26 protein-coding genes and 2 riboswitches are annotated in these 26258 nt (G+C 41.5%); of the genes, 17 read left to right on the top strand and 9 right to left on the bottom strand.

The features are described from left to right. Positions 1–8: 8 nt before the first annotated feature. Complete coding sequence (locus tag QFZ72_RS20195; RefSeq protein WP_307436946.1) at positions 9–671, top strand: DUF2642 domain-containing protein; 663 nt, start codon at positions 9–11, stop codon at positions 669–671. Between the two features lie 73 nt (positions 672–744). Here the strand turns inward: QFZ72_RS20195 and QFZ72_RS20190 are convergent, their stop codons facing one another. Next, positions 745–1080 carry a DUF3905 domain-containing protein gene (locus QFZ72_RS20190; protein ID WP_307436944.1) on the bottom strand — a complete coding sequence of 112 codons (336 nt, stop codon included), beginning with the start codon at positions 1078–1080 and terminating at the stop codon, positions 745–747. Positions 1081–1175: 95 nt separating this feature from the next. Here QFZ72_RS20190 and QFZ72_RS20185 point away from each other — a divergent pair, with 95 nt between their 5' ends. From QFZ72_RS20185 to QFZ72_RS20175, 3 genes are all read left to right on the top strand, one after another. After that, positions 1176–1313, top strand: coding sequence for a hypothetical protein (locus tag QFZ72_RS20185; protein ID WP_223441413.1), 138 nt, complete (start codon positions 1176–1178; stop codon positions 1311–1313). An 85-nt stretch (positions 1314–1398) separates the two neighbouring features. Next, a complete protein-coding gene (locus QFZ72_RS20180; RefSeq protein ID WP_307436941.1) occupies positions 1399–1575 on the top strand; it encodes a hypothetical protein in 177 nt (58 codons plus the stop codon). After that, a complete protein-coding gene (locus QFZ72_RS20175) occupies positions 1572–1751 on the top strand; it encodes a hypothetical protein (protein WP_307436939.1) in 180 nt (59 codons plus the stop codon). The genes QFZ72_RS20180 and QFZ72_RS20175 overlap by 4 nt, the downstream gene beginning before the upstream one ends. A 24-nt stretch (positions 1752–1775) precedes the next feature. Here the strand turns inward: QFZ72_RS20175 and QFZ72_RS20170 are convergent, their stop codons facing one another. Then, positions 1776–3542 (bottom strand): B12-binding domain-containing radical SAM protein, encoded by a 1767-nt coding sequence (locus QFZ72_RS20170; RefSeq protein WP_307436936.1) that lies wholly within the window; start codon positions 3540–3542, stop codon positions 1776–1778. A 197-nt stretch (positions 3543–3739) separates the two neighbouring features. Then, positions 3740–4759, bottom strand: coding sequence for an acyltransferase family protein (locus QFZ72_RS20165; RefSeq protein ID WP_307436933.1), 1020 nt, complete (start codon positions 4757–4759; stop codon positions 3740–3742). Between the two features lie 322 nt (positions 4760–5081). Between QFZ72_RS20165 and QFZ72_RS20160 the strand changes: the two genes are divergently transcribed. From QFZ72_RS20160 to QFZ72_RS20140, 5 genes are all read left to right on the top strand, one after another. Beyond that, positions 5082–7268: a PAS domain-containing sensor histidine kinase gene (locus QFZ72_RS20160; protein WP_307436929.1), complete on the top strand. Its 2187-nt coding sequence runs from the start codon at positions 5082–5084 to the stop codon at positions 7266–7268. 11 nt (positions 7269–7279) lie between these two features. Beyond that, positions 7280–7774: a methylated-DNA--[protein]-cysteine S-methyltransferase gene (locus QFZ72_RS20155; RefSeq protein WP_307436926.1), complete on the top strand. Its 495-nt coding sequence runs from the start codon at positions 7280–7282 to the stop codon at positions 7772–7774. 242 nt (positions 7775–8016) lie between these two features. After that, a complete protein-coding gene (gene kynA, locus QFZ72_RS20150) occupies positions 8017–8847 on the top strand; it encodes a tryptophan 2,3-dioxygenase (protein ID WP_307436924.1) in 831 nt (276 codons plus the stop codon). 1307 nt (positions 8848–10154) lie between these two features. After that, on the top strand, positions 10155–10736 hold the full coding sequence (locus QFZ72_RS20145; RefSeq protein WP_307436921.1) for a DUF2087 domain-containing protein: 582 nt from the start codon (positions 10155–10157) through the stop codon (positions 10734–10736). Between the two features lie 10 nt (positions 10737–10746). Continuing rightward, positions 10747–11217, top strand: coding sequence for a GNAT family N-acetyltransferase (locus QFZ72_RS20140; protein ID WP_307436919.1), 471 nt, complete (start codon positions 10747–10749; stop codon positions 11215–11217). 13 nt (positions 11218–11230) lie between these two features. Here QFZ72_RS20140 and QFZ72_RS20135 read toward each other — a convergent pair whose 3' ends face one another. The 6 genes from QFZ72_RS20135 to QFZ72_RS20110 form a co-directional block, all read right to left on the bottom strand. Beyond that, positions 11231–12238: an ABC transporter permease gene (locus tag QFZ72_RS20135; RefSeq protein ID WP_307436916.1), complete on the bottom strand. Its 1008-nt coding sequence runs from the start codon at positions 12236–12238 to the stop codon at positions 11231–11233. Next, on the bottom strand, positions 12174–13718 hold the full coding sequence (locus QFZ72_RS20130; protein ID WP_307436913.1) for a sugar ABC transporter ATP-binding protein: 1545 nt from the start codon (positions 13716–13718) through the stop codon (positions 12174–12176). Before QFZ72_RS20130 ends, QFZ72_RS20135 begins: the two co-directional genes overlap by 65 nt. Positions 13719–13720: 2 nt before the next feature. Beyond that, positions 13721–14848: a sugar ABC transporter substrate-binding protein gene (locus tag QFZ72_RS20125; RefSeq protein WP_307436911.1), complete on the bottom strand. Its 1128-nt coding sequence runs from the start codon at positions 14846–14848 to the stop codon at positions 13721–13723. A gap of 1 nt (position 14849) precedes the next feature. Further along, positions 14850–15908, bottom strand: a complete 1059-nt coding sequence (gene mtnA, locus QFZ72_RS20120) for an S-methyl-5-thioribose-1-phosphate isomerase (protein WP_307436909.1) — start codon at positions 15906–15908, stop codon at positions 14850–14852. Between the two features lie 13 nt (positions 15909–15921). Beyond that, positions 15922–17112, bottom strand: a complete 1191-nt coding sequence (gene mtnK / locus QFZ72_RS20115) for an S-methyl-5-thioribose kinase (protein ID WP_307436906.1) — start codon at positions 17110–17112, stop codon at positions 15922–15924. Positions 17113–17208: 96 nt separating this feature from the next. Then, a riboswitch (SAM riboswitch) is annotated at positions 17209–17369 on the bottom strand. A gap of 107 nt (positions 17370–17476) precedes the next feature. Next, on the bottom strand, positions 17477–18265 hold the full coding sequence (locus QFZ72_RS20110; RefSeq protein WP_373464614.1) for a carbon-nitrogen family hydrolase: 789 nt from the start codon (positions 18263–18265) through the stop codon (positions 17477–17479). Between the two features lie 102 nt (positions 18266–18367). Here QFZ72_RS20110 and QFZ72_RS20105 point away from each other — a divergent pair, with 102 nt between their 5' ends. The 8 genes from QFZ72_RS20105 to QFZ72_RS20070 all read left to right on the top strand — a co-directional run bounded on the left by QFZ72_RS20105 (position 18368) and on the right by QFZ72_RS20070 (position 26218). Then, the gene (locus tag QFZ72_RS20105; RefSeq protein ID WP_307436903.1) at positions 18368–19540 is read left to right on the top strand and encodes a pyridoxal phosphate-dependent aminotransferase; all 1173 of its coding nucleotides are present in this window, start codon (positions 18368–18370) and stop codon (positions 19538–19540) included. An 81-nt stretch (positions 19541–19621) separates the two neighbouring features. After that, positions 19622–19730, top strand: a riboswitch (SAM riboswitch). A gap of 179 nt (positions 19731–19909) precedes the next feature. Continuing rightward, a complete protein-coding gene (gene mtnW, locus QFZ72_RS20100) occupies positions 19910–21148 on the top strand; it encodes a 2,3-diketo-5-methylthiopentyl-1-phosphate enolase (RefSeq protein ID WP_307436901.1) in 1239 nt (412 codons plus the stop codon). Beyond that, complete coding sequence (gene mtnX / locus QFZ72_RS20095) at positions 21145–21807, top strand: 2-hydroxy-3-keto-5-methylthiopentenyl-1-phosphate phosphatase (protein ID WP_307436899.1); 663 nt, start codon at positions 21145–21147, stop codon at positions 21805–21807. Before mtnW ends, mtnX begins: the two co-directional genes overlap by 4 nt. Beyond that, the gene (locus QFZ72_RS20090; RefSeq protein WP_307436896.1) at positions 21804–22442 is read left to right on the top strand and encodes a methylthioribulose 1-phosphate dehydratase; all 639 of its coding nucleotides are present in this window, start codon (positions 21804–21806) and stop codon (positions 22440–22442) included. The genes mtnX and QFZ72_RS20090 overlap by 4 nt, the downstream gene beginning before the upstream one ends. A gap of 17 nt (positions 22443–22459) precedes the next feature. Further along, positions 22460–22993: a 1,2-dihydroxy-3-keto-5-methylthiopentene dioxygenase gene (locus tag QFZ72_RS20085; RefSeq protein ID WP_307436894.1), complete on the top strand. Its 534-nt coding sequence runs from the start codon at positions 22460–22462 to the stop codon at positions 22991–22993. A 353-nt stretch (positions 22994–23346) separates the two neighbouring features. Further along, positions 23347–24009, top strand: a complete 663-nt coding sequence (cbpA, locus tag QFZ72_RS20080) for a cyclic di-AMP binding protein CbpA (RefSeq protein ID WP_307439881.1) — start codon at positions 23347–23349, stop codon at positions 24007–24009. A 134-nt stretch (positions 24010–24143) separates the two neighbouring features. After that, positions 24144–25736: a catalase gene (locus tag QFZ72_RS20075; RefSeq protein ID WP_307436892.1), complete on the top strand. Its 1593-nt coding sequence runs from the start codon at positions 24144–24146 to the stop codon at positions 25734–25736. A gap of 233 nt (positions 25737–25969) precedes the next feature. Next, complete coding sequence (locus QFZ72_RS20070; protein WP_307436891.1) at positions 25970–26218, top strand: aspartyl-phosphate phosphatase Spo0E family protein; 249 nt, start codon at positions 25970–25972, stop codon at positions 26216–26218. Positions 26219–26258 lie beyond the last annotated feature (40 nt).

Below are 26258 nucleotides of genomic sequence, written 5' to 3'. Positions count from 1 at the left end.
TGTCGCATATGGATTTTAAAAAAGGATTAAATGAACAAATTGAATTAAAAATTTCAGGCGGAATTTATCAAAGGGGCATTTTAATTGACTATGAGGCGGATTTGTTTGTCATCTATGACGGAAGCCGTTTCATTTATATTCCGATGTACCACGTGCACAGCATTCATTTTGAAAAAAATTCAAATGATATAGTATCAAACCCTGAAAATATGCCAATTTCAGAAGAAATGGATTCCATTTCATTCAGAAAAATGCTTACTCATGCAAAAGGGCTATTCACAGAAATTACCGTTTTGAAAAACAAATCAGTTTATGGTTATATCACAAACGTACTCACAGATTACATTGTTTTTTATTCTCCGGTGTATAAATCGATGTATATCTCAATTCAGCATATCAAATCACTGATTCCCTATAACAATAATGAAACACCTTATGCACTAGCAGGAGGGGACCTCCCAGTTCATCACTCCAATCTCCCGCTTGCAAGAACGTTTGAAGAACAAGTTAAAAAACTGACAGGCAAGGTTGTCATCTTTGACCTTGGGGAAGAGGAAAAAAAGGTAGGGCAGCTGAAATCAATCAAACAAAATATTGTCACGGTCATCACAGCAAGAAGAGAAGAAGTGTACTGCAATTCACGCCATATCAAAACTATTCACTTATCTTGAAGCTTCTAGAGAGCATATTTTTCCCCAATTCGAATGGTTTTGGGGAAAAATTGTGAATGATCCGATACATAAGCTAATCCTGTCCATATCCTGCATCTTTATCAGGATGCGTAAATGGGAAGCCCCCGGGCTTTTTTTTGCTTTCAATCAGCTCACGGTTCTCACTCGAATTCCAGCCGATGTCATTTGTAGGATGCACCCATTGATCGCCCGACATGATATCAGGATCGACCTCATCACTCCACTGATTCAAGGGGGATTGTTTGGAATCATAAAAACTGTCTCCAATTACGATGCCATGTTCATTTATGAATGGCTTTTGCATGCTGATACCTGTGCCTTTCCACGATGGGGCGCTTGCCTGATGGGGAAGCGTTTCATCTAATGAATACTCATCTTTTTTGCTCATCCTGTTCACCTCCATTTTTAGTATGTTCTTATATGCGGACTGATATGAAAGATTAGATCAGGAATTGGTTATCCTATTAAAAAGGAGTGATCAGCATGAATCAGGAATTTCCAGTAGCAATGCTTCAGGATGAATACTTGGAAAAAGTGAAGAAAATGGAGAATGAGCTGCGCGCCGAAACAGGCGAAGAGATCGTTCTCATTGCTTATCAGCACAAACAAGAGCACAATTGACTCGTTTTCCCTCTCATAAGATGAAGAGAATGACTCACACTAAAAACAGTGAGGAATTCTCACACATCTGATGAGGGGGATTTTCATGAAAAGAAAAACTGCAAGAGATCAAGCGCTTAAAAACAATTTTACTCCGAAAGAAAGCCTGCCTGATACCGAATTCTCAAGCGAGGCTGCATACAGTCAGGAAAATCCGGCAAAAGGCGCTAACCGAAACAGCAAAAATGGAAGCAAAGGGCGTTCTGGAGGATCTTTCTCATGACAAAAAAAACACACAAAAGCGGTGAAAGCGAGCAGCATAAAAAGCCGATGGAACCAAGTCTTCTTGAAGAAGAGTTTGGAACGGAAATGGGCGATTACAATTCTGCCAAATTTATCGATGCTTTTGCGGAGAAAAAAGCGAAGAAATCTAAAAAAAGCGAAAAGCGAGAGTGTTAAGTCTCTCGCTTTTCGCTTTCCTTTTTAACTTACCTTATCTTCAAGCACTCGCTCAGTAACTGCATACGGTGTTGTAATAAGCGTAATTGGATCATAGTGCACAAGCACAATGCTCTCTCCCATGATCAGCTCACCTGTTTTTAAGTAGGTATCCAGCTGGAACGGCACTTTATCAAGGACAGTGTGCTTGTATAAATCTTTTTCAGCAAATGCTTTCTTTTCAAACTCTTTACCAAGTATACCTGGATTAGAGAGAATGGTTTGATAAAGCTTGCTTCTTTCTGTTTTTGACAGCATATCATCCCACCATGGCTTGCGCGGTTTATGCTTTTGAGAAGACAGGTAATCAAACTTCATAAAGCCTTCTGCTATAGCTGCCTGCTCTTTATAATGAGAGGACAGGAAGGTGAAAAGGCGTTTAAATAAGTCTTCAAGCTGATGCCCGATGCGGACCCAGCCCTGTTCGTCCCAATACGTTCCAAATGCCTGGAAGAAGTCAAACGGTGTATCAAAGACATCTTTAATTAAATATTCAATCGTTGCATCCATACGATGGTCGTTCCAATACTTCTCTAATACATCCTCAACCTGCTTAATCTTCACAATGTCCTCAAACGGCAGCACATTGTTTTTCAAAATCTCATATGGAGAGTGATCCATATAGACGTAATCATGATCGGCAGCTCGCAGGCGCAAACCAGTTCCCCTCAGCATTTTCAGGAAACCAAGCTGCATTTCTTCAGGACGCATTTCAAAGACGTCATTAAAGGTCTTGCGGAAAGAAGTATAATCTTCCTCGGGAAGACCTGCAATTAAATCAAGATGCTGGTCAATTTTTCCGCCTTCTTTCACCATTGTGACCGTACGTGTCAGCTTGCTGAAATTCTGGCGTCTCATAACAAGATCATTTGTCGCATCATTTGTAGACTGAACACCGATTTCAAAACGGAACAAGCCTTTAGGTGCGTTATCATTTAAAAATTGAATGACCTCAGGACGCATGATGTCCGCGGTAATTTCAAACTGAAACACTGTTCCGGGCAGGTGCTCATCAATTAAAAATTGGAACATTTCCATCGCGTAGCTTCTGCTGATATTAAACGTGCGATCCACAAATTTAATCGTTTTAGCTCCGTTTTTCATCAAGTAGCGAATATCATCTTTTACTTTTTCGCGATCAAAATAACGGACTCCTACTTCTATCGATGAAAGACAGAATTGACAGCTGAACGGACAGCCTCTGCTCGTTTCAATATAAGTAACGCGCTTTGAGAGGTGAGGAATATCTTCTTTGAAACGGAAAGGAGAAGTCAGTTCTGCAAGATTAATTTTATTTCGCTGCGGATTAATGATAATGCCGCCGTTCTCTCTATAGGCAATTCCGCTCACGTTTTTGAAGTTTTTTTCTGCCTGAAGCTCCTGAAGGAACTGTTTAAACGTTTCTTCTCCTTCACCAATGACGATATGGTCAACCTCTGGAATTTGTTCCATCCATTCTCTTGTATCGTACGTTACTTCCGGGCCGCCAAGAAGAATGATGAGCGATGGATTTATTTTTTTCATCATTTTAATAATCTTGATTGTTTCTTCTATGTTCCATATATAGCAGCTGAAACCGACGACATCAGGCTGCATGCGGAAAAGATCTGTTACGACATTCATCGCAGGATCTTTAATCGTATACTCAGCAAGCGTCACATCGAATTCAGGCTGTGCATGTGCTTTTAAACAACGGAGGGCAAGACTTGTATGGATATATTTTGCATTTAATGTACTCAGTACAACTTTCATTTAAAACACCACTTCTACCTTAATTTTTGAATCAATCTATTCTATCATATTTTACCCATAAAAAAAGAAGGTTAAAAACATGGAAAAACCATCACCTGGTTCAGGTGATGGTTTTTCGCTGGCTAAGATTTTTTCGCAGCGATGTCCGGCTTCAACTCTTTAAATGCGGCGCCTAATCTGTCTGACTGCGCTCTTTTCTAGGGGTATTGAACCTTCTCTTCTCTGTTCTTAAAGTATTTCCTCAAGTTTGTTGCTTTCAGCTCAATGATCGGCTGGGTCACAGTTTTGACAAAGTTTGTTGATAAGATAAACGTTAACAGAATCGACAAGAGAATAATCAGCGTGATGCTCTGATAATCCTTTAGCCACTCGAGAGCTTCGCTATTTCTAAACGATCTGACAATGAAGCCGTGCAGCAAATAGACATAGAATGTTCTTGTTCCCCACTGAGTGAAGAAAAAGTTTCTCTTCGGTATCAGGGACAGGAAGCTAAAAGAAAGAACAAACGTCAAACTGTAAAACCCTAAACGAATGAATGCATTTGCGGCGTCAACATCACCGAAAGCCGAATATGGCTTAGAGCCAAACAGCCATTCGTAATCAAAGTCGAGATAGAAATAGACAATAAACGTAACAAGCAATAATGCAATAGATGCTAAACGAACCCTTGCGGCTGTTAATTTCCTGAAATGTGACTTATTCAGGTAGAATCCTGCTAAAAATAGCGGGAAGAACACAAATGTTCTTGATATACTTAAATAATTGCTTGCTGAGTCAATATAGCCGATTGCTATGCCGAGACCGATCGCAATCAGCATCGCAAGTCTCTTATCGAGCTTTGTATAGGCGAATAAGAACAGATTCCAAAAGAACAAACTCATCAGGAACCACAATGACCAATGAGGATCTAATGGGTCAACTGCAAGCGTATTTCCCGATTCCACTAAGAAGTAATACACTGAATAAATTCCCTGGAAAATTAAATAAGGAATGATCAGCTTTTTAAAGATTTTCTGCACATAGCCCTTTTTGTTATATCCTTTGGCAAAAAAACCAGAAATTAAGATAAAGGCCGGCATATGAAAAGTATAGACAAATTTATATACATTCAGCATAAATTCATTATCATCGATAAACGAGCGAATGACATGACCAAACACTACAAGTATGATCAGAATAAACTTCGCATTATCGAAGTAGCTTTCACGATTTTTCATACAATCACCCATTTTCACAGAAGTCATAAGAGGCTTCCGAGTTTCGTTTCCCCCACAAGCTATCTCATTTACCCTTTTACCCATCTAATAAAGAGTTTAAAACAGACTAAATGGAATATAAGCAATTTTAATAGGATTGTAAAGAACATGTAAGGATTATGTAAAATGTTAAAATATTTGCATTTTTTGTCTAAACCGTTCTATTTGTGTAGGTCCTTAGGAGTAAAAATGTCACTAAATCGAAAACGATGAAGGACAATTCATTTTCATGTTGAATTTAAAAAGGAGGAAATTTTGCCCGGCGGCAAGGAGCGAAAAAAGCATGAGCCAAGTTATTAATAAATGTGAAATAACATCTTTGCAGGAGCGGATCAGGTTGCTGGAAATGGAAAACAAACGCCTTCTGGAAAACAGCCGTCAACATGAAATAGTCTTTGAAAGCGCAATGGAAGCAATCATCATTATTGATGAGACATTTCATTTTATAGATTGCAACAAATCAGCCTGTCATCTTTTTCAGTTGACAAAAAAAGAAATGCAGAAGCGGAAAATGTGTGATTTTTTATCTCTTGTTCCTCATCAGCAGCTCCATAAACAAGTGGAAGAACTGAGGGATCATGATCAGACATCAGATGAACTGATTATCAAGCTCGACAATGGACAAGTGAAATTCATCGAAATTTCCATTCAGAAAAACGCACTCGGAACAAAGCATTTAGCATTAATGCGCGATATTTCCTCAAACAAAATGCTTGAGCGGGAACGAACGATTAATGAGCAGCTCTTTAAAGATCTTTTTCACAGGGCTGTTGACGGAATCGTCATTTTTGATGGCAGCGGCCAGTTTATTGATGCCAACGGATCATTTTGTTCAAACTTTGAAATCGATAAAAGCAAGCTGAGTTCGTTTAAGCTGGATGATTTTATTGAGGGGGAAAATCAATTTAAACTCGATAAGCTATGGTCGATCCTTAATGAAGGCGGCCGGGCTAAAGGGGAAATGCCTGTTCTCCTTCAGTCGGGAAGAAAAAAAGTATTTGAATTCACCTCAACATCAAATGTGCTGAGCGGATTCAATATGGCGATTATGAGAGATATTACCGATAAACGGAATATGGAAATGAAGCTCTTTAAAAGTGAGGAACGCTTCAGGGAGATTTTTGAGAATGCAATCGATGCCATTATCATCTGGAACAATGACGGCAGAATCATCAGTGCCAATCAGTCAGCCTGCCGAACTTTTGAATTGTCCATGGGGAATTTAATCAGCAGCAGTATTTATGACTTTATAGACTTAAGCGATCTGAAGTTCAGAGCTGTAAAAAAAGAATATTTACGAAAAGGCGCCATCCGGGAGGAATTATTGTTTTACATGCCAAACGGCCAATGCAAACAGCTTGAATTCACATCAAAAATGGACGTGACAGATGGACATCATTTAACTATTCTGAGGAATGTAAGCGACCGTAAACGCATGGAAAAAGAGCTTCGCGAAAGCGAGCAGAAGTTCAGGAAGATTTTTAACGGGGCAATGGACGGCATTGTGCTGATTGATGACAGCTACACGATTATCGATGCGAATCCGACGGCAAGCCATATCCTTGAAATTCCGCTTGACCAAATTCACAAATATAACCTGCACGAGCTGATTTCTTACGAAAAAATAGAAGGGAATTCGATGTATTTTCTTGATGAAACGACAGAAGAAATCCCGTTTAAGCTTCAAAATAATAAAGAAAAAATCCTGGAGTTTTCATTAAAGCGGAATATTATTGAAAACATGAACCTGGCTATCTTCCGCGATATCACGGAAAAAAAAGAACTGGAAGAACGTTTGCGCAAATCAGACACACTGAGTGTAGTCGGGGAGCTCGCAGCGGGCATTGCGCATGAAATCCGCAATCCAATGACTGCTCTAAAGGGTTTTATTCAGCTCCTTGAAGCGAATGTCAAAGAAGATTTCTCAATGTACTTCAATGTCATTACATCTGAACTGAGCAGAATTGAATCTATTATTACTGAATTCCTGATTCTGGCCAAGCCCCAGGCGATTTCCTATCAGGAAAAAGATGTGGTCACCATCATGAAGGAAACGATTGAGCTCCTTAATGCACAGGCCATCCTGGTAAATGTCCAGATTCAATTGAACCATAATGGTTCTGTTCCGCTTGTTTATTGTGAGCCAAACCAGCTAAAACAAGTATTTATTAATATTTTGAAAAATGCGATTGAAGTCATGCCAAGCGGAGGCACCATTCAAGTAGATATCATGATGAAAAATGAAAAAGAACTTAAAATCTCTATTATCGATGAAGGATCCGGCATTCCTGAAGATAAAATCAAGAGGCTTGGGGAACCGTTCTATACTACAAAAGACAGAGGGACTGGGCTTGGTTTAATGGTCAGCTATAAAATTATTGAAGAGCACTGCGGCAAAGTGAAGGTTGAAAGCAAAGTTGGAAATGGGACGGCGTTTCATATCACGCTGCCTATCAAACAAAACATGTGAAAGGAAGCCTTATGCACTCATATACAGCAGTTGACACACCTATTGGCAAGGTGATCATTTCTGCAGATGATCACTTCATTACAAGGCTGTTTCTCACAGAGGAACAATTCGAAGATTATGTGCTGAATCACCCGATGCAGCAAGCAGATGATCATCTTTTATTAAAGAATGCAAAAAAACAATTAACGGACTATTTCGAAGGCAAAAGAACTTCTTTTCAGCTGCCTTTCAATCAGGCAGGAACAGCTTTTCAAGAACAGGTGTGGTCTGCACTTTCAGAGATTCCTTATGGAGAGTCCCGTACGTACCTCGATATCGCCGTCAAAATCGGCAAACCAAAAGCAGTCCGTGCAGTCGGACAGGCAAATAAGAAAAATTCGCTGCCAATTTTCATCCCATGTCACCGCGTGATTGGAGCTAAAGGAATGCTGACAGGCTATGCAGGCACAAAAACAGATCTAAAGGCAGTCCTTCTTGATCTTGAAAAAATTTCTTACCAAGAATAATTTGCTTGTCACATAATTACCCGCGCGACATATTATTTAGTATAGTTAAAAAAGTTGCCTCAGTGCAAAAAGGGTGAGTACGATGGGAATGTGGAAACGTCCGAATAAACTCGCATTCTATGCTGATTTATTTCAAAAAATGAATGTCATTTCTGCGGATCAGAAAAAGACGATTTTGACCAAAAAATAAAGGAGTTAAAGCAATAGCTTGAACTCCTTTATTTTGAAAAAGGGGAGTTCAAATGAAAGATCCAAAAGACGAAAAGGGGATTCACACCGATTTTATCCATCGGATGACATATGGGGAGTATCTTCATTTAGGGCCGCTGCTGAGCAGCCAGAACCGGTTATCCGGCCATCATGATGAAATGCTGTTTATTATCATCCATCAAGTAAGTGAGCTGTGGATGAAGCTGATCCTTCATGAATTGAACGCAAGCATCGAAGCCATTGAAAAAGGGGAATTGTCTATGGCTTTTAAAATGCTTGCGCGCGTATCAAAAATTCAATCCCAAATCATTGAAGCCTGGGACGTTCTTTCAACTTTAACACCATCTGAATACGTCCAGTTCCGCGACAAGCTTGGACAGGCATCAGGCTTCCAGTCTTATCAATACCGGATGATTGAATTTGCATTGGGGTACAAAACCACACATGTCCTGGAAATTTATAAAAAAGATCCAGACCTGCACTGCAAGCTGACTGAAGCTCTCCATAAACCAAGCATCTATGACGTTTCCATAAAAGCACTTTCAGCAGCAGGCCTGTCTATTTCTGATGAAACACTGAACAGGGATGTAACCGTAACTTACAAAGGTGATCCTGCGGTTGAGTCTGCCTGGCTTGAGGTGTACCGCAGCCCAGAGGCGTACTGGGACTTATACGAACTTGCTGAAAAACTGATTGATATCGAAGACTGGCTGCAGCAATGGCGCTTCAGGCATATGAAAACAGTAGAACGCATTATTGGCTTCAAAAAAGGAACAGGCGGATCTTCCGGAGTCACCTATTTAAAGAAAGTCCTTGACCACCGATTCTTTCCGGAGCTTTGGGATATACGGACGAAGCTGTAAAGGTTGAAAATGATTAAAAAATGCCCATTTCCAGCTGGATTTGGGCATTTTTTAATAGATGGACCGTAATTTTTCATAAAGTGAACGTTTCTCAGTGCAGGAAATGTCCAACTCGCATCAACCGTGTTATAGCTAGGAAGAACGAGTCTCCAATTCGCAGAAATCATGGTTCAATTCGCAAAAAACGTGTTCCAATTCGTAAAAAAGAGTCTCCAATTCGCAGAAATTATGGTCCAATTCGCAAAAATCGGGATTTAACTCACAAGCCTACATCTTGAGCATAAAAACAATGAAAAATTCCTCATTTCTATCAGTCTTTGGCCATGTAATTATTTAATTCAGATAAAATGATTGTGAATGGCCTGTTATTTATAAGGACCAACGCGTATGCAGTGGCTCAATTCGTAAGAAACGTGTTCTAATTCGTAAAAAAGAGTATCCAACTCGCAGAAATTATGATCCAATTCGCAAAAATCGGGATTTAACTCACAAGCCTACATCTTGAGCATAAAAACAATGAAAAATTCCTCATTTCTATCAGCCTTTGGCCATGTAATTATTTAATTCAGATAAATGATTGTGAATGGCCTGTTATTTATAAGGACCAACCCGTATGAAGTGGTTCAATTTGCAAAAACCGTGTTCCAATTCGTAAAAAAGAGTCTCCAACTCGCAGAAATTATGATCCAATTTGCAAAAATTGGGATTTAACTCACAAGCCTACATCTTGAGCATAAAAACAATGAAAAATTCCTCATTTCTATCAGCCTTTGCCCATGTAATTATTTAATTCAGATAAATGATTGTGAATGGCCTGTTATTTATAAGGACCAAACCGTATGCAGTGGCTCAATTCGTAAGAAGCGAGTTCCAATTCGTAAAAAAGAGTCTCCAACTCGCAGAAATTATGATCCAATTTGCAAAAATCGGGATTTAACTCACAAGCCTGAAAAATTCCTCATTTTTTCTGCCTTTGGCCATGTAATTATTTAATTCAGATAAATGATTGTGAATGGCCTGTTATTTATAAGGACCAACCCGTATGAAGTGATTCAATTTGCAAAAACCGTGTTCCAATTCGTAAAAAAGAGTCTCCAACTCGCAGAAATTATGATCCAATTCGCAAAAATCGGGATTTAACTCACAAGCCCGCGAATTGAGCTTAAAAACCATAAAAAATTGATCAGCACAACTGTAGCATTTAATTCGGCTGAAAAAATATAAAAAATACCAATTATTCAATTGACTTCTGATTAACAGTTAGATTATCATCTAATTAGATAAACATCTAATCGGAGGAAAAATCAATGCAACTGAACAAACTTGTCACTTTTCACAAAGTCATGGGAGATGCGACCAGGATCCGCATTCTTGCCCTTTTATCCAAGGGTCCTAAAAATGGTCAGGCACTTGCTGGTATTCTTGGGCTGACACCGCCGACCATAACACATCATTTAACGAAACTGAGGGAAATAAGCCTTATATCTGAAAAAAGGGTCAAGAACACCATTTATTTTCAAGTGAATGAAAAACTTCTGCAGCAGCTGTCACTAGGCATGATGGAAATCGTAACGGGCAAAGGGGAACTTGAAATGGATCAGGAAAAAACAGCCGAGCATACAAAAATACTTGGAAATTACTTAACGAAGGATGGCAAGCTGAAAACCATTCCGCCTCAGCGAAAAAGAAGGCTTATTGTTCTATATCATCTGGCAAAAGGTTTTGAAGCAGGCAAAAAATATCCTGAAAAAGAGATCAACGATTACATTAAAAGATTTCATGAAGATTTTGCAACACTTCGAAGGGAATTTATCGTCAATCACATCATGTACCGGGAAGATGGAATTTATGAACTTAATCCTAAAGAATTATGGGCGAAGTTTGAATAGGAGCGGGAATATGATCAAACTGGAACCAAGAGGTAAAGAACATCGTCAATTTGAACTTGAAATCATGAATTCCAATCCGGATTTCAATCTTATTTCAAGCGGAAAACCGAATGTAACGGAAGAAGACTTGGAGAAGGAACATGAAGAAGGAAAAGCAGTAAGCGCAAAGCGTTTTATGATGAAACATGATCAGCAAACCATCGGCCTTATTGAATATTGTCCGCTGAATCCGAATGACGGTAAACCATGGATTGGTTTGTTTATCATTCATTGCGATTTTCAGGGCAGGGGACTTGCAAAGCTTGCATATGAAGCGGCAGAAGAAGTACTTGCTGAGGAGGGTTTCAGTGAAATCAGACTCGGGGTGCTCACCAATAATGAACGCGGGAATTCATTCTGGCAGAGGATGGGTTTTACAGCTTTTAAAGAAGGATTGCATGAGAATAGACCGATCTATTATTATAAGAAAAAAATAAAGTAGAGCGATTTCCGCTCTACTTTTTTTGTAAATGTGACAATGCCAGCGCACCGACCAAAATGGCTCCTTTAATGATGTCCTGAGCATAATAGGGAACGTTCAGCATGGTTAAGCCGTTCAGCAATATGCCGATTAGGATGGCACCAAAGAACGTGCCGATGACATTTGGTTTGCCTGCTCCAAAGACGGAAATGCCGATGAACGCAGCAGCTACTCCGTCCATTAAAAGCGGGGCACCGGCAGAAACCTGTCCCGTCCCAATCCGTGATGCAAGAATGATTCCTGCAATCGCTGCAAAAACGCCGCTCAGCACATAGGCATATGTACGATAACGGTTAACAGGTATACCTGACAGTCTTGCTGCTTCCCGGTTTCCGCCTGTCATATAAAATAGCCGGCCGGGCTTCGTATACTGCAAAAACAGGTGAACAAGAATGACGGTTATGATCATCAGCAGAGCTGAAAAGGGAATGGAAAACAAACTGCCCTGTCCGATGAAAAGAAAGGAAGGAATAAATTTTCCAGCTGCAGTACCGCCGCCTTCAAGAGGCATGCTGTTGTAAATGGAATACCCCTTTGTATACGTCAAATGAATACCGTTCACTATATACATGACTGCAAGTGTTGCAAGCAGATCCGGAAGCTTTACTTTTACGACTAAAAAAGAATTGATTAATCCAACTGCGATACCGATCACGATTGGGATAAGCAGCGCAACAAACAATTCCTGTCTGAATAAAACGAGAGCAGCCGCACTTCCAATTGTGGCAAGACTGACAGTCGAGCCTGCGGATAAATCAAAACCATCAACAATCAGAGAAAAGGTAATGCCGATTGCAACAAACGTTACGATAGAAATGGACCGCAGGATGTCACTGAAATTCGAATAGGTTAAAAATTCGTCCACCGCAATGCTGAAGTAGATGGTAACAGCTAAAATGACGAGCATCGTGCCGTGTTTATACAGAAAGGGCAGAATGCTCCTTTGTTTTTTTGTCTTGATGACGACGGCTTCCTCCATCATCTTCACCTCCTGATGCATAATAAATGAGCTTTTCAATCGTTGCTTCCTCGTTTGTGATGACTTTGGCGACTTTTCCTTTATTTAAAATAATGATGCGGTCGGCGACCTCCAGCAGCTCCTCCCACTCACCGGAAAAATAGACAATCCCTTTTCCTTCAGCCGCAAGCTTGTGAATCAGCTGAAATACTTCTTTTTTTGCACCTACATCAATCCCTTTTGTCGGTTCATCAAAAAGAAAGAGAGAAGAGTCAGTGTTAAGCCATTTTCCAATTACGACCTTCTGCTGGTTTCCTCCGCTCAGCAGACTTGTGGAAATAGATGGGGAGGCTGCAGAAATGTTTAACCGGCTGATCAGCCGGTTGGCTAAAGCTTGTTCCTTTTGCTTTGAAATCCACAGGCTGCTTGCGATGGAGCGAAGCGACTGGATCGACAAATTCACCGATACAGGTTCATGAACAAACAATCCCTGTTTTCTTCTCTCTTCAGGAATCAGGCAAATGCCTGATTTAATGGCGGCTGCAGGTGAGGTGATTTTAACCTGTTTCCCTCTAAATAGGATCGAAGCTTTAGTGGAGCTTAGACCATATAATGCTTCTGCAAGCTCGGTTTTTCCAGCTCCTGCAAGGCCTGCTACTCCGACAATTTCTCCTTCATGAACATTGAAGCTTAGTTTGCTGCCGAACTTTTCAATCACTATATTTTCTGCATGAAATAAAGGTTTATCGAATGTCTTTCCCATTTTTCTCTTCTCAATTTGAAAAGCGGTGCCAATCATATGCCTTACGATCTCTGCAATTTCGATATCAGCGGCATCACCGCTGTGAACAACGCTGCCATCCCGTAAAATTGTCACTCTGTCGCAGATCTCTTTTACTTCTGAGAGCTTATGAGAGATGTAGATAATCGCTGCACCTTCTGCGCGAAGCTGCCTGATGATTTTAAAGAGAATCTTGGTTTCGGTATCGCTGAGAGGAGCTGTAGGCTCATCTAAAATGATGTAAGCAGCAGATGCAGAAAGGGTTTTTGCAAGTAAGATCAGCTGCTTTTCCTGCAGAGTGCACTCCTGAACGAGCTTGCTGACATTGATGCTGAGGCCGACCCTTTGCAGCAGGTTTTTTGCGTCAGCTTTAAGCTTTCTGTAAGAAATGGCAGCAGACTTCTGATCAGGGATGTTTGCCACATTTTCATAAACTGTGAGAGTTGGGAAGAGGGCAGTGTCCACTTCCTGGACAACAAACCCAATTCCAGCTTTTTTAGCATCAGAAGGATGATGAAAGACTGAAGTTTTGCCGTCTATGGTAATGGTTCCATGATCGGGTTTGTAGTCACCGGACAGGATCTTCATCAGCGTGCTTTTGCCTGCGCCATTCATGCCGAGAAGCGCATGAACCTCGCCTTTTTTGGCAGTAAAGGAAACGCCTTTTAAGACAGTTGCTTCACCGAAGGATTTGTATATGTCATCCATGATGAGGGAGCTCATGTCTATTCCCCCTTCGTTTCAAGTAATTTCATCCAAGGTGATGTGGCAACAGCAGATGTGCCCCATCCAGGAACATATTCAGAAAGGGAGTCCATTTTAATGGATTCCTCCGGAAGAGTTGATCCTTCGACAAGATGCGGTTCCAGGGAATAAATGTTGGGTGTTTCTTCACCGGCAATCTTTTGATAAGCAAAGCGAACCTGAACGCGGCCGACTTCGGCAGGATCCGTGGCTGCAGTCGCTGTCCATGGGCTGTTTTCCTGCTGCATCAGCTCTAGGTCTTCATCACTTAAGTCAATTCCGTACACTTTAATTTCATCACGGCCGGCTTGCTTGATCGCCCGCGTCGCTCCTTTTGCAAATTCATCCCATGCTGCAAAGACGGCATCAATATCGCCTTTATTGGGGTATTTTTTCAAAATGGCTTCCATCTGTGTTTGAGTATCTAAAGCGGTATTGGCGCTTGCAGTACCAAATTTCGCCACTTCTTTAATGTTTGGATAACGCTGTTTGAACGCTTCATAGATGGTGTGGCGTCTTTCCATTGGCGTAAAGCCGGCGACCCAAACCGTAACGATTTCACCTTCGCCGTTTAAGTCTTCAGCTAATGTTTTAAGTGATTTCCAGGCAAGGCTGTAGTCGTCCTGATCAATGACGGTTACGCCGTCTACATTGATGTCACTGTCAAAGGCTACTACAGGGATTCCTTTGGCTACAGCTTTTTCTACAGGGCCTTGGAGGGCATCTGCACGGCCGTGGTCAATTAAGATCGCATCAACGTTTTGCGTGATGGCCGTTTCTACATATGTAGCCATTTTTGATAAGTCGTTATCTGCGTTGTAAATTTGGACGGATCCGCCGAACTTTTCGACCTGCTCCTGAACACCAGAGATGTATTGAGAAGAAAATGTTCCAATTGACATCTGCATGATCGCTGCAATTTTCAGCGGCTTTTGCACGGCTTCAGGTACTTCGGTGCTGCCGGAAGCAACAGCCGCAGCCGTTTCTTCTTTCTTCTCTTCTGCAGCTTTTGGTTCTGTATCCGATACAGCATCCTGTTCACTTGTGCACCCGGTTAAAAGAAAGACAAACAATGTAAGTAAAATAAATGCCTGCTTAAACCCTTTCACTTTAGGCTTCCCCCTTAAATACTTTCTGAATTTCTGAGCTATAATCACCGGATAAAACGCCTTTTTCTGTAATGATTCCCGTGATCAAATGATGGGGAGTTACGTCAAAAGCAGGGTTGAACACTTTAACGTGATCCGGAGCAATCTGCTGCCCGCCAAAATGCGTAATTTCCCTTGGATCGCGTTCCTCAATTGGAATTTCTTCACCGCTTTTCGTTTCAGGATCAAAAGTAGAAAGCGGGGCTGCTACGTAAAACGGGATTTGAAAGGCGCCAGCTAAAAGAGCCAGGTTATACGTCCCGATTTTATTGGCAGTATCCCCATTTGCCGCAATGCGGTCTGCGCCGACAATGATGGAGGAAATGCCTTTTGAGAAAATCGTGTGTGCAGCCATATTGTCGGTAATCAGCGTCACATCGACATCTGCCTGCATGAGCTCCCATGTGGTCAGACGCGCACCTTGTAACACAGGGCGGGTTTCACATGCATAAACGGATAGATTGATGTTTTTTTCTTTAGCAAGATAGAAGGGAGCGAGAGCCGTGCCGTAACGGGCAGTAGCAATTGATCCTGCATTGCAGATCGTCATGACGGAATCGCCGTTTTTAAAAAGCGGGAGGGCATGCTCGCCAATTCTGCGGCACGTTGCTTCGTCTTCTACTTGGATTTGAATGGCCTCATGAAGAAGGTTGGTTTTCGCTTCGTTAACAGAAACGGCACCCTGCACGCTTTTTACCAGCCTGCCGAGGGCCCAGAATAAATTAACAGCAGTAGGTCTTGAGCTTGCAAGATAATCATGATCGCGGGCAAGCAGCCGGTGAAATTCATCTAAATTCTCGGTTTCATACTGTTTAGCAGCGAGCGCAAGCCCAAAAGCGGCGGTTATTCCGATTGCAGGAGCACCGCGCACTTTTAATGCTTTAATCGCTTCCCAAACGTCTGAAATTGTCTGAAGTTTGATATATTCTGTCACAGCAGGCAGTTTTTGCTGATCAAGCAGGCGGATATATGTTTCTTTCCATTCGACAGAACGGGGAATAATTGTATTTGTAAATGACATGGATGTGTTCTCCTTATCTGACAGGTACTTGTTTAAAAGATTCTGCAAGGTCTGCAGTCGTTTTAATCGATTGACGATTTTTTACAAGCTTGCTTCCTAAATCAAGCGCTCGCTGTTTTGCTTCAATTTTGATCTCATAAGGCTCGATGGAATCAAGATCTGCTACATGAGCGAGCCCGATCGTGCGTCTGATGATTTCAATGCCGGCAAAACCAATTGCATCTTCAAATGCTTTCTCCAGGATAAAAGAAAGGTAGCCGTCAACTTTTGCGAAAGCTTCCAGACTGTCATTCTTCCATGCTTTTGAAAATTCTTCTTCAAAAACGGCCCATGCGGTCTCGATATGATCCAAAAGAACCTGCTGATTTGCTTCATCTCTGGAAATGGCGTTCATTAAAAGGTTGGCGAAAAAGTGTCCAAGATCAAATCCAATCGGACCATAGTAGGCAAATTCAGGGTCAATCACCTTCGTTTCCGTTTCACTTGCAAAAATACTTCCTGTATGAAGATCCCCGTGAACAAGCGTTTCAGCTTCCGTGAGGAATTTATGCTTTAATTTAGCCACTTCAAGCTTTAAATGACTATCGTTCCAAATGTTTTCAGCATTTTGTCTCAGCTCTTCTTCAAAGCTGTTTGACTCATAGTCGAAAAATGGATCTGTAAAGACGAAATCTTCAGTTATTTTGCAAAGCTCAGGGTTCGAAAATTGTTTGACAAGCTGCTTTTTTGCCTTCGGATTCAGTGCGAAATCAGAATTATAGAATAATGTCTTTCCTAAGAATTCGCCGATATGCCGTCCTAATAGCGGGAAGTCTCTGCCTTCTATCAATCCGGCTCTGGCAATCTGCAAATGAGAGAGATCCTCCATAGTTGTGATCGCTAAAGTTTCATCGGTATAGTAAATCTTTGGCACATATGCACTTGCCACTTCAGCCTGCTTCAGCAGGGCGCTGCTTTCGATTCTGGCACGGTCAAGAGTAAGCGGCCAGCTCTCGCCGATTACCTTTGCATACGGAAGGGCTTGTTTGATGATGAATCCTTTTTGATTTTGATTCACAATGTGAAAAACAAGGTTCAAGTTACCGTCGCCAATTTCCCTGCACGTCAGGACACTTTTTTCTTCAAACAACCCAAGTCTGATGGCAAGAGCTACAGCGGAACTTTCAGTTAACGGTTCATAAGAAGATGATCGATAGTTTGACATGGTTTATAACCCTCCAGTTTTAAAATTAGAGGCTTTTCAGGCAATAAGAAAAGCCTCTTCCACAGTGAAAGAGGCTTGAAGGCATAGGCTTCGCACCTCTTATCTGCCAGAAAGAACTTCTTTCTGTTGGAATTAGCACCGTGCCTTGTAGGAGTAATCTCCCCGCGCATAAAAAACTGCGCCCCATTTTACAATGGTTTTACGGTCGGTTGCTGGGCGTCATCGGGCCAAATCCCTCAGCCTACTCTTGATAAGAGATAGTATGAAATTAAAGGTTGGTGATAAAAAAATGATTCGCACAATTTGGAATTTATCACTTGTTCTGAATGTTAACAGGTATGACGAAAAACTGTCAATACTTTTTTTAAGAGTAAAAATGTGGAAGTCTGTCTTTTAAAATAGGAATTTGTTTCCTGATTTCTTTAACTTTCTCCATCTGAAGGACTGCTGTAAGCGAGGTTTGCTCAGTTCCGGCCTCAGCTAAAATTTCTCCCCACGGATCGATGATCATCGAGTGACCGGCGAATTCATTTTTCGGATCACTGCCTGAGCGGTTGCAGGCTACAACAAAACATTGATTTTCAATTGCACGGCTGATCAGCATGGATCTCCAGTGATGAAGTCTAGGGAGCGGCCATTCTGCCACAACGTAAAGGATTTCAGCTCCTTGTGTTGTATGAACGCGGATCCATTCAGGGAATCGAATGTCATAGCAAATCACTCCTGCACTTTGCAAACCGTCAAGCTGAAACAGGCCATTTTCAGTCCCGCCGTTTAAATACAGGTGCTCATCCATCAGTTTGAAAAGATGCAGCTTGCTGTATTCATGGTTAAGCTCGCCTTGCCGATTAAAAACATACATCGTGTTCGTTACGCCTGACTCTGTTTTTTTCGCAACAGAACCTGCCACAATATTGACTTCATATGTTTTAGCCAGACTGCTTACTAGAGAGATTGTTTTGCTGCCGTTTGGGTCTGCGATCTCATCGAGCCTAGTTAGATCATAGCCCGTTGTCCACAGTTCAGGCAGAACAATTACGTCAGGTTTTTCGGATGCTGCTATTTTTTCTATTTCTTTTTTTGCCGTTTCAATATTTGCTTCAGGATCACCAAAAACAAGGTCTATTTGCAGGCATGCCACTTTTGGATTCATCAATCGTCATCTCCGCCTCGAAAATTTTTTCTTTACAAGCTGACTCTAACAATATATGATTTTTCACTAGAATTTCAAGAATTTTTTGAGAAGGTGTAAAACATGAAAAACTTCAATCAATCACAGTTATTAAATAAGCTTCCAAAGCAGTTTTTTGCAAGTCTTGTAGGAAGAGTGAATGCAAGTATCGAAGCGGGACATGACGTTATTAATCTTGGACAGGGGAATCCTGATCAGCCAACACCGCCTCATATTGTTAAGGCTCTTCAAGAGGCGGCAGAAAATCCGGACTATCACAAATATTCCCCGTTCCGCGGACAGAAATTTCTTAAAGAGGCAATTACGGAATTTTACAAGCGGGAGTATGGTGTAACACTTAATGCTGACAAAGAAGTGGCCATTTTGTTTGGCGGAAAAGCGGGGCTTGTTGAAATTCCGCAATGTTTGCTGGACCCGGATGATTTAGTTCTCGTGCCGGATCCCGGATATCCTGACTATTGGTCTGGGGTAGAGCTTGCCCGGGCAAGAATGGAATTTATGCCGCTGGTAAAAGATAATCAGTTTTTGCCGGATTATGGGCAACTTTCAGAAGAAGCGAAGAAACAGGCAAAGCTTATGTTTTTGAATTACCCGAACAACCCGACTGGTGCTGTTGCTTCAAAAGAATTCTTTGAAGAAACAGTCGCGTTTGCAAAAGAAAATGAAATTTGTGTTGTCCATGATTTTGCCTATGGCGCCATTGGATATGACGGAAAGAAACCTGTCAGTTTTTTGGAAGTTGAAGGAGCGAAAGAGACTGGGATTGAAATCTATACGCTCTCGAAGACGTATAATATGGCGGGCTGGAGGATTGGCTTTGCGATAGGCAATGAAAGTGTCATTGAAGCGATTAACCTGTTTCAGGATCACATGTTTGTCAGTGTGTTCAGCGCTGTCCAGGAAGCTGCTGCAGCTGCCCTGCTTGAATCACAGACCTGTGTGGATGAATTGGTTGAGCGGTATGAAAGCAGACGCCATGCATTCATCACTGCTCTGAACGAAATTGGCTGGCAGGTTGAAGCGCCGCCGGGATCATTTTTTGCCTGGCTGCCTGTTCCTGCAGGCTATACTTCAGAATCCTTTGCCGAGTATCTCCTCCTGCACGCACATGTCTGTGTTGCGCCTGGTGTAGGTTTTGGGAAGTTCGGAGAAGGCTATGTAAGGGCAGGACTTTTAACCTCAGAAGAAAGACTGAGAGAAGCAGCAAAACGGATAAAATCTTTGAATTTATTTTGAAATGGCGGTTGACAGTCTTTTGAAAAACTGTCATAATCCAAATTAATTTCAGGTTATTCAGAACATAAAATAAATAAGCCATTCTTATCAAGAGCAGGTGGAGGGACTAGCCCGATGAAGCCCGGCAACCGACTTAAACCAAGGTTTAAGCACGGTGCTAAATCTTGCAGCATTCGCTGATAGATAAGGATCTTAGCCAAGTTAGATAAGGTCTCTTTTCGATTAGCGGAAAGGGGCCTTTTTTATTGATTACGAAAGTATAAAAGTTTGCGCATTGATGGCAAGAAGTGTCGCCCAACTCCTCGGCCATGCCTTAATCTAAACGGGCGCTTGCGCATTTCTAATATTGTTATGGAAGGCGGTACAAACATGAGCGGCATTACAGCAACCTATCTCATCCATGATGAAAAAAACTTAGAAAAAAAAGCAGAAGGGATTGCCCTTGGCTTAACCGTTGGGTCATGGACGGATCTTCCGGAACTTACGCAGATACAATTGCAGCAGCACAAAGGGAAGGTCATCTCCGTAGAAGAATTTGAGTCTGATGATAAGGTCTCAGCTTTTTTAAACAAACGCGTCAAAAAAGGCATCGTCAAAATTTTTTACCCTGGAGTAAATTTCAGCCATGATTTGCCTGCGATTCTTGCGACTGTGTTTGGAAAGCTGTCTCTTGACGGCGAAGTAAAGCTTCAGGACCTGGATTTTTCAGAAAATATTCTTGCTGAGTTTCAAGGTCCTAAATTCGGCATCAGCGGCATTCGTGAAAAACTTGGTGTATATGACAGACCTTTGCTTATGAGTATTTTTAAAGGAGTCATCGGACGTGATCTCGCTTTTTTAAAGAATCAGCTTAAAGATCAGGTGCTTGGCGGGGTTGATTTGGTGAAAGACGATGAAATTCTTTTTGAAAATCCGCTGACGCCTTTTGAACAGCGGATTACTGCCGGAAAAGAAGTGTTAAGCGAGGTTTATGAGCAGACCGGTCATAAGGCGATGTACGCGGTTCATTTATCAGGAAAAACGTATGATTTAAAAGAAAAAGCAAAGCGTGCGGCAGAGCTTGGAGCAGATGCCCTATTGCTTAATGTTTTTGCCTACGGCCTTGACGTGCTTCAAAGCCTGGCAGAGGACAAAGACATCAACATTCCGCTTATGGCTCATCCCGCTGTCAGCGGTGCATTAGCGTCATCCTCACTTTATGGAATCTCTCATTCTCTTTTACTCGGAAAATTGCTGAGATACAGCGGAGCCGATTTTTCTCTGTTTCCATCGCCATATGGAAGTGTTGCGCTTGAGCGGGAAGCGGCCCTTTCCATAGGTGCAGCTTGTAAAGAAAACGTGCTGCTGAAGGAAACATTCCCTGTGCCTTCAGCAGGGATTCATCCAGGACTCGTCCCTATCTTAATTCAGGATTTCGGGTTAGATAGCGTGATTAACGCAGGCGGAGGTGTCCACGGACATCCAAACGGCGCTGCTGCAGGCGGAAAAGCTTTCCGTGCAGCGATCGATGCGGCATTACAAGGCATCTCCTTGACTGAAAAAGCAAATGAAAATGCCGATTTGAGAATCGCGCTGGATCTTTGGGGGCAGGTGGAAGTGAGCAAATGAGCAAGCCGATTATCATCTGTGATTTCGACGGAACAATCACAAATACTGACAACATTATTGCTATTATGAAGAAGTTTGCTCCGCCAGAGTGGAACGCTTTGAAGGATGATGTATTAAGCCAGCGGATTTCTGTCCGAGCAGGAGTAGGGAAAATGTTTCAGCTGATTCCAGCTGAACTGAAATATGATATTATTCAATACTTGCTTTTTACGGCTCAGCTTCGCGATGGATTCCGTGAATTTGTTCAATTTACGGAGGAGGAAGAAATCCCTTTGTATATCGTAAGCGGAGGCATTGATTTTTTTGTCCACCCATTGTTGAATGGCTTGGTTGACAGGAGCCGCGTTTACTGCAATGAAGGTGATTTCAGCGGTCAGGCAATTGAAATCTTATGGCCAAACTCATGTGATGATCAGTGCAGCAATGACTGTGGCTGCTGCAAGCCGAGTTTAATCAGGAAGCTTGCGGATCCAGATCAGGAAGTCATTGTCATTGGTGATTCTGTTACTGATTTAGAGGCTTCAAAACTTGCAGACTTTGTGTTTGCAAGAGATTTTCTTCTTGGAAAATGCAAGTCTTTGAACCTTCCGCATCAGGAATTTACTACGTTCTTTGATGTAATAGATGGACTTAAGAAAAAGCAGGAGGCGGTATCATGAGTCTTTTAAATCAGCGCTGGAGCGAGCTTGCCGCGGTTAAACGCGAGCTTGCTGAGAGGGATTGGTTTCCAGGTACAAGCGGAAACCTGGCGATTAAGGTAAAAACAGAGCCGCTCTCGTTTTTAGTGACTTCAAGCGGTAAGGATAAACGGATTGAGACGAATGAAGATTTCCTATTGGTCGATCAGGATGGAGAAGCCCTTGAAGAAACAAAACTGAAGCCTTCTGCTGAAACCCTGCTTCATGTAGAAATCTATAATCGTACGAACGCAGGCTGCAGCCTCCACGTCCATACTGTTGATAACAATGTCATCTCTGAGCTCTACGGCGATGACGGCGGCGTTACGTTTAAAGGACAGGAAATCATTAAAGCATTTGGACTTTGGGAAGAAGATGCAGAGTGGCATATTCCAATTATTGAAAATGCGGCTCATATACCTGCTCTCGCAGCTGACTTTGGCAAGTATGTGACCGGAAACTCCGGTGCTGTTTTGATCCGCAATCATGGCATTACCGTTTGGGGCAAAGATGCTTTCGAAGCCAAAAAAATCCTGGAAGCATGTGAATTTCTATTTTCCTATCATTTAAAAGTCCTATCTTTAAAACAAGCTAAATTGCTCACAATAAGAGCTTAACAATAGGAGGAAATATAATGGCAACGATACGATTACAGGAAACAAATGAAAGAATCGCGGATCAAAAGGAGGTTGCTGCCTTTCTTGAGTCTCAGGAAGTCATCTATGAGCACTGGGATATCGAGAAGCTGCCGGAAGCTTTAAGAGAGAATTACAGTCTTTCTGATGAGCAAAAAGAGGAAATTCTGCAAGTATTCAAGGATGAAATCGCGAACATCTCAGAGCGACGCGGTTACAAGGCTCAGGATGTCATCTCTCTATCTGACAGGACGCCGAATCTTGATCAACTATTGAAAAATTTTAAGCAGGAGCATCATCACACAGATGACGAAGTACGCTTCATCGTCAGCGGCCACGGCATATTCATCATTCAGGGAAAAGACGGCTCGTTTTTTGATGTTGAACTCAACCCTGGCGACTTAATCTCCGTACCGCCAAACATTCGCCACTATTTTACTCTTCAGGAGGACCGCAAAGTTGTCGCAGTCCGCATTTTCGTTACATCTGAAGGCTGGGTGCCGATCTACGAAAAAGAAGAGCAGCAGGCATAATTGCAAAACCTCTTCACCTTGATGGTGAAGAGGTTTATTTATTCTGAAAATAAAAGGTTTTAGCCAGCAGAACAAGAATGAATGACCCGAATATGAAATCAGCTGAAAGAGAGCACAGAAAAACGAATTTACGCACAGAATGCTTCATTCTATGATTTCGGCAGCAAATAATTTGGGTGAAGAGGAGAAAACCTTGTGAAGCGAGCACAATATGAATCCAATCGATAATCTTAAATCTGCAAGTAACAGCCCTAAAATCCCTCAGCTGGATGCCAGAAAAATCAGCAAAACCGGCATAACTCTCTGATGTTTCTATGGTAAATTTTCAACAATAAATAAGCATAAAAGGGAGGATTGGAAAGAGGAAGATTCGCTACAATTTCGTGAAAAAAGAGGATGTCAGGTACTGCAAGGCGGAAAGCACAGTAAAGGAAGCTTATGAATTGCTGAGGGAGTCAGGGTACCGGAGTATTCCCGTGCTTAGAGAGAATGGCACAGCGTTTGCCGGCTTAATCTATAAAGTTGATCTCCTTGATCATTATGTAGAAAAGCAGGGCAATGATGAGGATTCGATCGAGGCTCTAATTCAGGATCAGGATGCGTTTGTTTATGAAGAGGATTCTTTCTTTAAGACATTCCTTACTATCAGACGTCTTCCATTTTTAGCGGTGCTGAATGATAAAGAGGAATTTTCAGGCATTATTACGCACGGTAATGTCATGGATGTACTTGAGGATTCGTTTGGCATGAAGACAGGCGGCTATATTCTGACAGTCGGCACGAAAGAGCATAAAGGAGTGATTAAGGATCTTGTCTCAACGATTAAAGATGTGAACATCGAAGGACTTCTGACGCTCGATAATGGCGATACATATTTAAGAAGAATCATCATCAACCTCTCTCATGACGTTTCTGAGAAAAAGCTGAATAAAATAATTAAGAAGCTAGAAGAAAAAGATTTCCGGGTAACGTCAGTTGATGATGTGAATCTCAGAGAAAAAGTATTGACAAAGTAAAAGGAATGTCATCTAAAAAACAGCAGGCCGAGCTATTCGATCTGCTGTTTTTCTTTGCCAATAAAGTTGTTTATGCCTTTTAATATTGGACATAAATGGTAGATGTATGTTTAAAATGGCAAGGAGGATGAAGAGTGAACAATGATAAAAACAGCAAGAAACCTGGAACAGGAGAACATGATGATACCTTAACAAATCGTCAGGGACATCCTGTTACAGACAATCAAAATGTAAGAACGGTCGGCAATAGGGGTCCGACAACACTTGAGAATTATGACTTTTTAGAAAAAATTTCGCACTTTGACAGAGAACGGATACCTGAAAGAGTGGTACATGCCCGGGGAGCAGGTGCCCATGGATATTTTGAAGCATATGGAAAAGCTGGTGACGAGCATGTGTCAAAATATACCCGGGCGAAATTGTTTCAAGAAAAGGGTAAAAAAACACCTTTATTTATCCGTTTTTCAACAGTAGTAGGAGCAAGGGAATCTACTGAAACTGCCCGTGATCCAAGAGGATTTGCGGTTAAATTCTACACAGAAGATGGAAACTGGGATCTTGTCGGGAACAATTTAAAAATATTTTTTATCCGCGATCCTTTGAAATTCCCTGATATGATTCATGCGTTTAAACCAGACCCTGTTTCTAATCTGACGGATCCGGAGCGGATGTTTGATTTTGTTTCACAATCTCCAGAAGCCATACATATGATCACGTTTGTCTTTTCACCATGGGGAATACCTGCTAATTACCGGCAGATGCAGGGCTCAGGAGTAAATACATATAAATGGGTGAATAAAAATGGAGAGGCAGTTCTAATTAAATATCATTGGGAACCTATCAATCAAAAAATTAAAAATCTCACACAAAAAGAAGCTGAAGTCATTCAGGCAAAAAATACGAGCCATGCTACACAGGATTTATACGAAGCAATTGAAAAAGGAGACTATCCTGAATGGGAGCTGTGTGTTCAGATAATGAGTGATGATGAACATCCTGAGCTCGACTTTGATCCATTAGATCCGACAAAGCTATGGCCCAAAGAGGAGTTTCCTTTCTTGCCAGTCGGCAAAATGGTGTTAAACAAGAATCCGGAAAATTACTTTTCCGAAGTAGAACAGGCATCATTTGGGACGGGCGTCCTGGTGGATGGACTTGATTTTTCAGATGACAAGCTGCTGCAGGGAAGAACCTTCTCCTATTCAGATACACAGCGATACCGTGTCGGAACAAACTATCTGCAGCTGCCGATAAATGCTCCGAAAAAACGCGTTGCAACTAATCAGCAGGGCGGACAAATGGAGTATCAAGTTGATCTTGCATCCGGTCAGAATCCGCATGTGAATTATGAGCCTTCTGTACTGGGAGGATTAAAAGAAGCAGAACAGATTGGGAAAGTCCATGAGCCCCAGTACAATGAAAAACTGGTCAGGCAAAAAATCGGCCGTTCAAATGATTATGGGCAGGCAGGAGATACTTATCGTGCATTTGAGGAGTGGGAAAAAGAAGAGCTGATTTCAAATTTAACAGATGCGCTTAAAGTATGCAGCCCTCAAATTCAGCAAAAAATGATTGAACATTTTACAAATTGTGACAAGGATTATGGCATGCGTTTAGCTGATAGTCTGGAAAAATCCAGTCAAATGAAAGATCACTCCAGTTCTGCAGCTGCTGAACAAACAGTAAAAAAAGCTGAAAAAATGGGTCATGAAGCAGATCCTTATTAAAGAGCCTGAGGGCTCTTTTTTCTTTTATTATAAAAACTGCAATTTTGTTTAAACCCCCACAAATTCGGGAAAAACGTGATAACTTAAATAAATTTAACAAAATTGTCATATTATTTCTCAATATTATTGTCGAATATTGCTAATCTATTTACAAGTTTAGAAGTATCTGTAATAATTTATTTGTATATTTATTCCCAATATAGATACTTAAGAGATGAGGCGGAGGGAAGAAAATGACAATCGAAATAAGCAAGTCTCAATTATTAGCGAGTATTGATTCTAAACGCAAGGAAATGATTGATACAGCAAGAGAAGGCGGATATACGTGTGAGGGCGCTGTTCAATGCAGTCAGGAATTGGACATGCTGCTAAATAAATATCAGCAAATTCTTTTTGAAGAAGAAAATAAAACGAATCCGCCATTTCTGCAATTTATTGAGTCTATGAAGAAATGGACGGCAAGGGATGGCTTGACTATATAAAAAACCTAATACTCGCGGGATAAATGGATTCCGTTTTTTG

The organism is Bacillus sp. V2I10 (assembly GCF_030817055.1).
In the GTDB taxonomy this organism is placed as follows: Bacteria; Bacillota; Bacilli; order Bacillales; family Bacillaceae; genus Bacillus_P.
The sequence above is the reverse complement of the archived record's forward strand: the minus strand, read 5'-3'. Positions and strand labels throughout refer to the sequence as shown.

Coding starts and splice junctions, on each gene's coding strand:
- QFZ72_RS20195 (WP_307436946.1), top strand. CDS start 9: ATGGATTTTAAAAAAGGATTAAATGAACAAATTGAATTAAAAATTTCA.
- QFZ72_RS20190 (WP_307436944.1), bottom strand. CDS start 1,080: ATGAGCAAAAAAGATGAGTATTCATTAGATGAAACGCTTCCCCATCAG.
- QFZ72_RS20185 (WP_223441413.1), top strand. CDS start 1,176: ATGAATCAGGAATTTCCAGTAGCAATGCTTCAGGATGAATACTTGGAA.
- QFZ72_RS20180 (WP_307436941.1), top strand. CDS start 1,399: ATGAAAAGAAAAACTGCAAGAGATCAAGCGCTTAAAAACAATTTTACT.
- QFZ72_RS20175 (WP_307436939.1), top strand. CDS start 1,572: ATGACAAAAAAAACACACAAAAGCGGTGAAAGCGAGCAGCATAAAAAG.
- QFZ72_RS20170 (WP_307436936.1), bottom strand. CDS start 3,542: ATGAAAGTTGTACTGAGTACATTAAATGCAAAATATATCCATACAAGT.
- QFZ72_RS20165 (WP_307436933.1), bottom strand. CDS start 4,759: ATGAAAAATCGTGAAAGCTACTTCGATAATGCGAAGTTTATTCTGATC.
- QFZ72_RS20160 (WP_307436929.1), top strand. CDS start 5,082: ATGAGCCAAGTTATTAATAAATGTGAAATAACATCTTTGCAGGAGCGG.
- QFZ72_RS20155 (WP_307436926.1), top strand. CDS start 7,280: ATGCACTCATATACAGCAGTTGACACACCTATTGGCAAGGTGATCATT.
- kynA (WP_307436924.1), top strand. CDS start 8,017: ATGAAAGATCCAAAAGACGAAAAGGGGATTCACACCGATTTTATCCAT.
- QFZ72_RS20145 (WP_307436921.1), top strand. CDS start 10,155: ATGCAACTGAACAAACTTGTCACTTTTCACAAAGTCATGGGAGATGCG.
- QFZ72_RS20140 (WP_307436919.1), top strand. CDS start 10,747: ATGATCAAACTGGAACCAAGAGGTAAAGAACATCGTCAATTTGAACTT.
- QFZ72_RS20135 (WP_307436916.1), bottom strand. CDS start 12,238: ATGATGGAGGAAGCCGTCGTCATCAAGACAAAAAAACAAAGGAGCATT.
- QFZ72_RS20130 (WP_307436913.1), bottom strand. CDS start 13,718: ATGAGCTCCCTCATCATGGATGACATATACAAATCCTTCGGTGAAGCA.
- mtnA (WP_307436909.1), bottom strand. CDS start 15,908: ATGTCATTTACAAATACAATTATTCCCCGTTCTGTCGAATGGAAAGAA.
- mtnK (WP_307436906.1), bottom strand. CDS start 17,112: ATGTCAAACTATCGATCATCTTCTTATGAACCGTTAACTGAAAGTTCC.
- QFZ72_RS20110 (WP_373464614.1), bottom strand. CDS start 18,265: ATGAATCCAAAAGTGGCATGCCTGCAAATAGACCTTGTTTTTGGTGAT.
- QFZ72_RS20105 (WP_307436903.1), top strand. CDS start 18,368: ATGAAAAACTTCAATCAATCACAGTTATTAAATAAGCTTCCAAAGCAG.
- mtnW (WP_307436901.1), top strand. CDS start 19,910: ATGAGCGGCATTACAGCAACCTATCTCATCCATGATGAAAAAAACTTA.
- mtnX (WP_307436899.1), top strand. CDS start 21,145: ATGAGCAAGCCGATTATCATCTGTGATTTCGACGGAACAATCACAAAT.
- QFZ72_RS20090 (WP_307436896.1), top strand. CDS start 21,804: ATGAGTCTTTTAAATCAGCGCTGGAGCGAGCTTGCCGCGGTTAAACGC.
- QFZ72_RS20085 (WP_307436894.1), top strand. CDS start 22,460: ATGGCAACGATACGATTACAGGAAACAAATGAAAGAATCGCGGATCAA.
- QFZ72_RS20070 (WP_307436891.1), top strand. CDS start 25,970: ATGACAATCGAAATAAGCAAGTCTCAATTATTAGCGAGTATTGATTCT.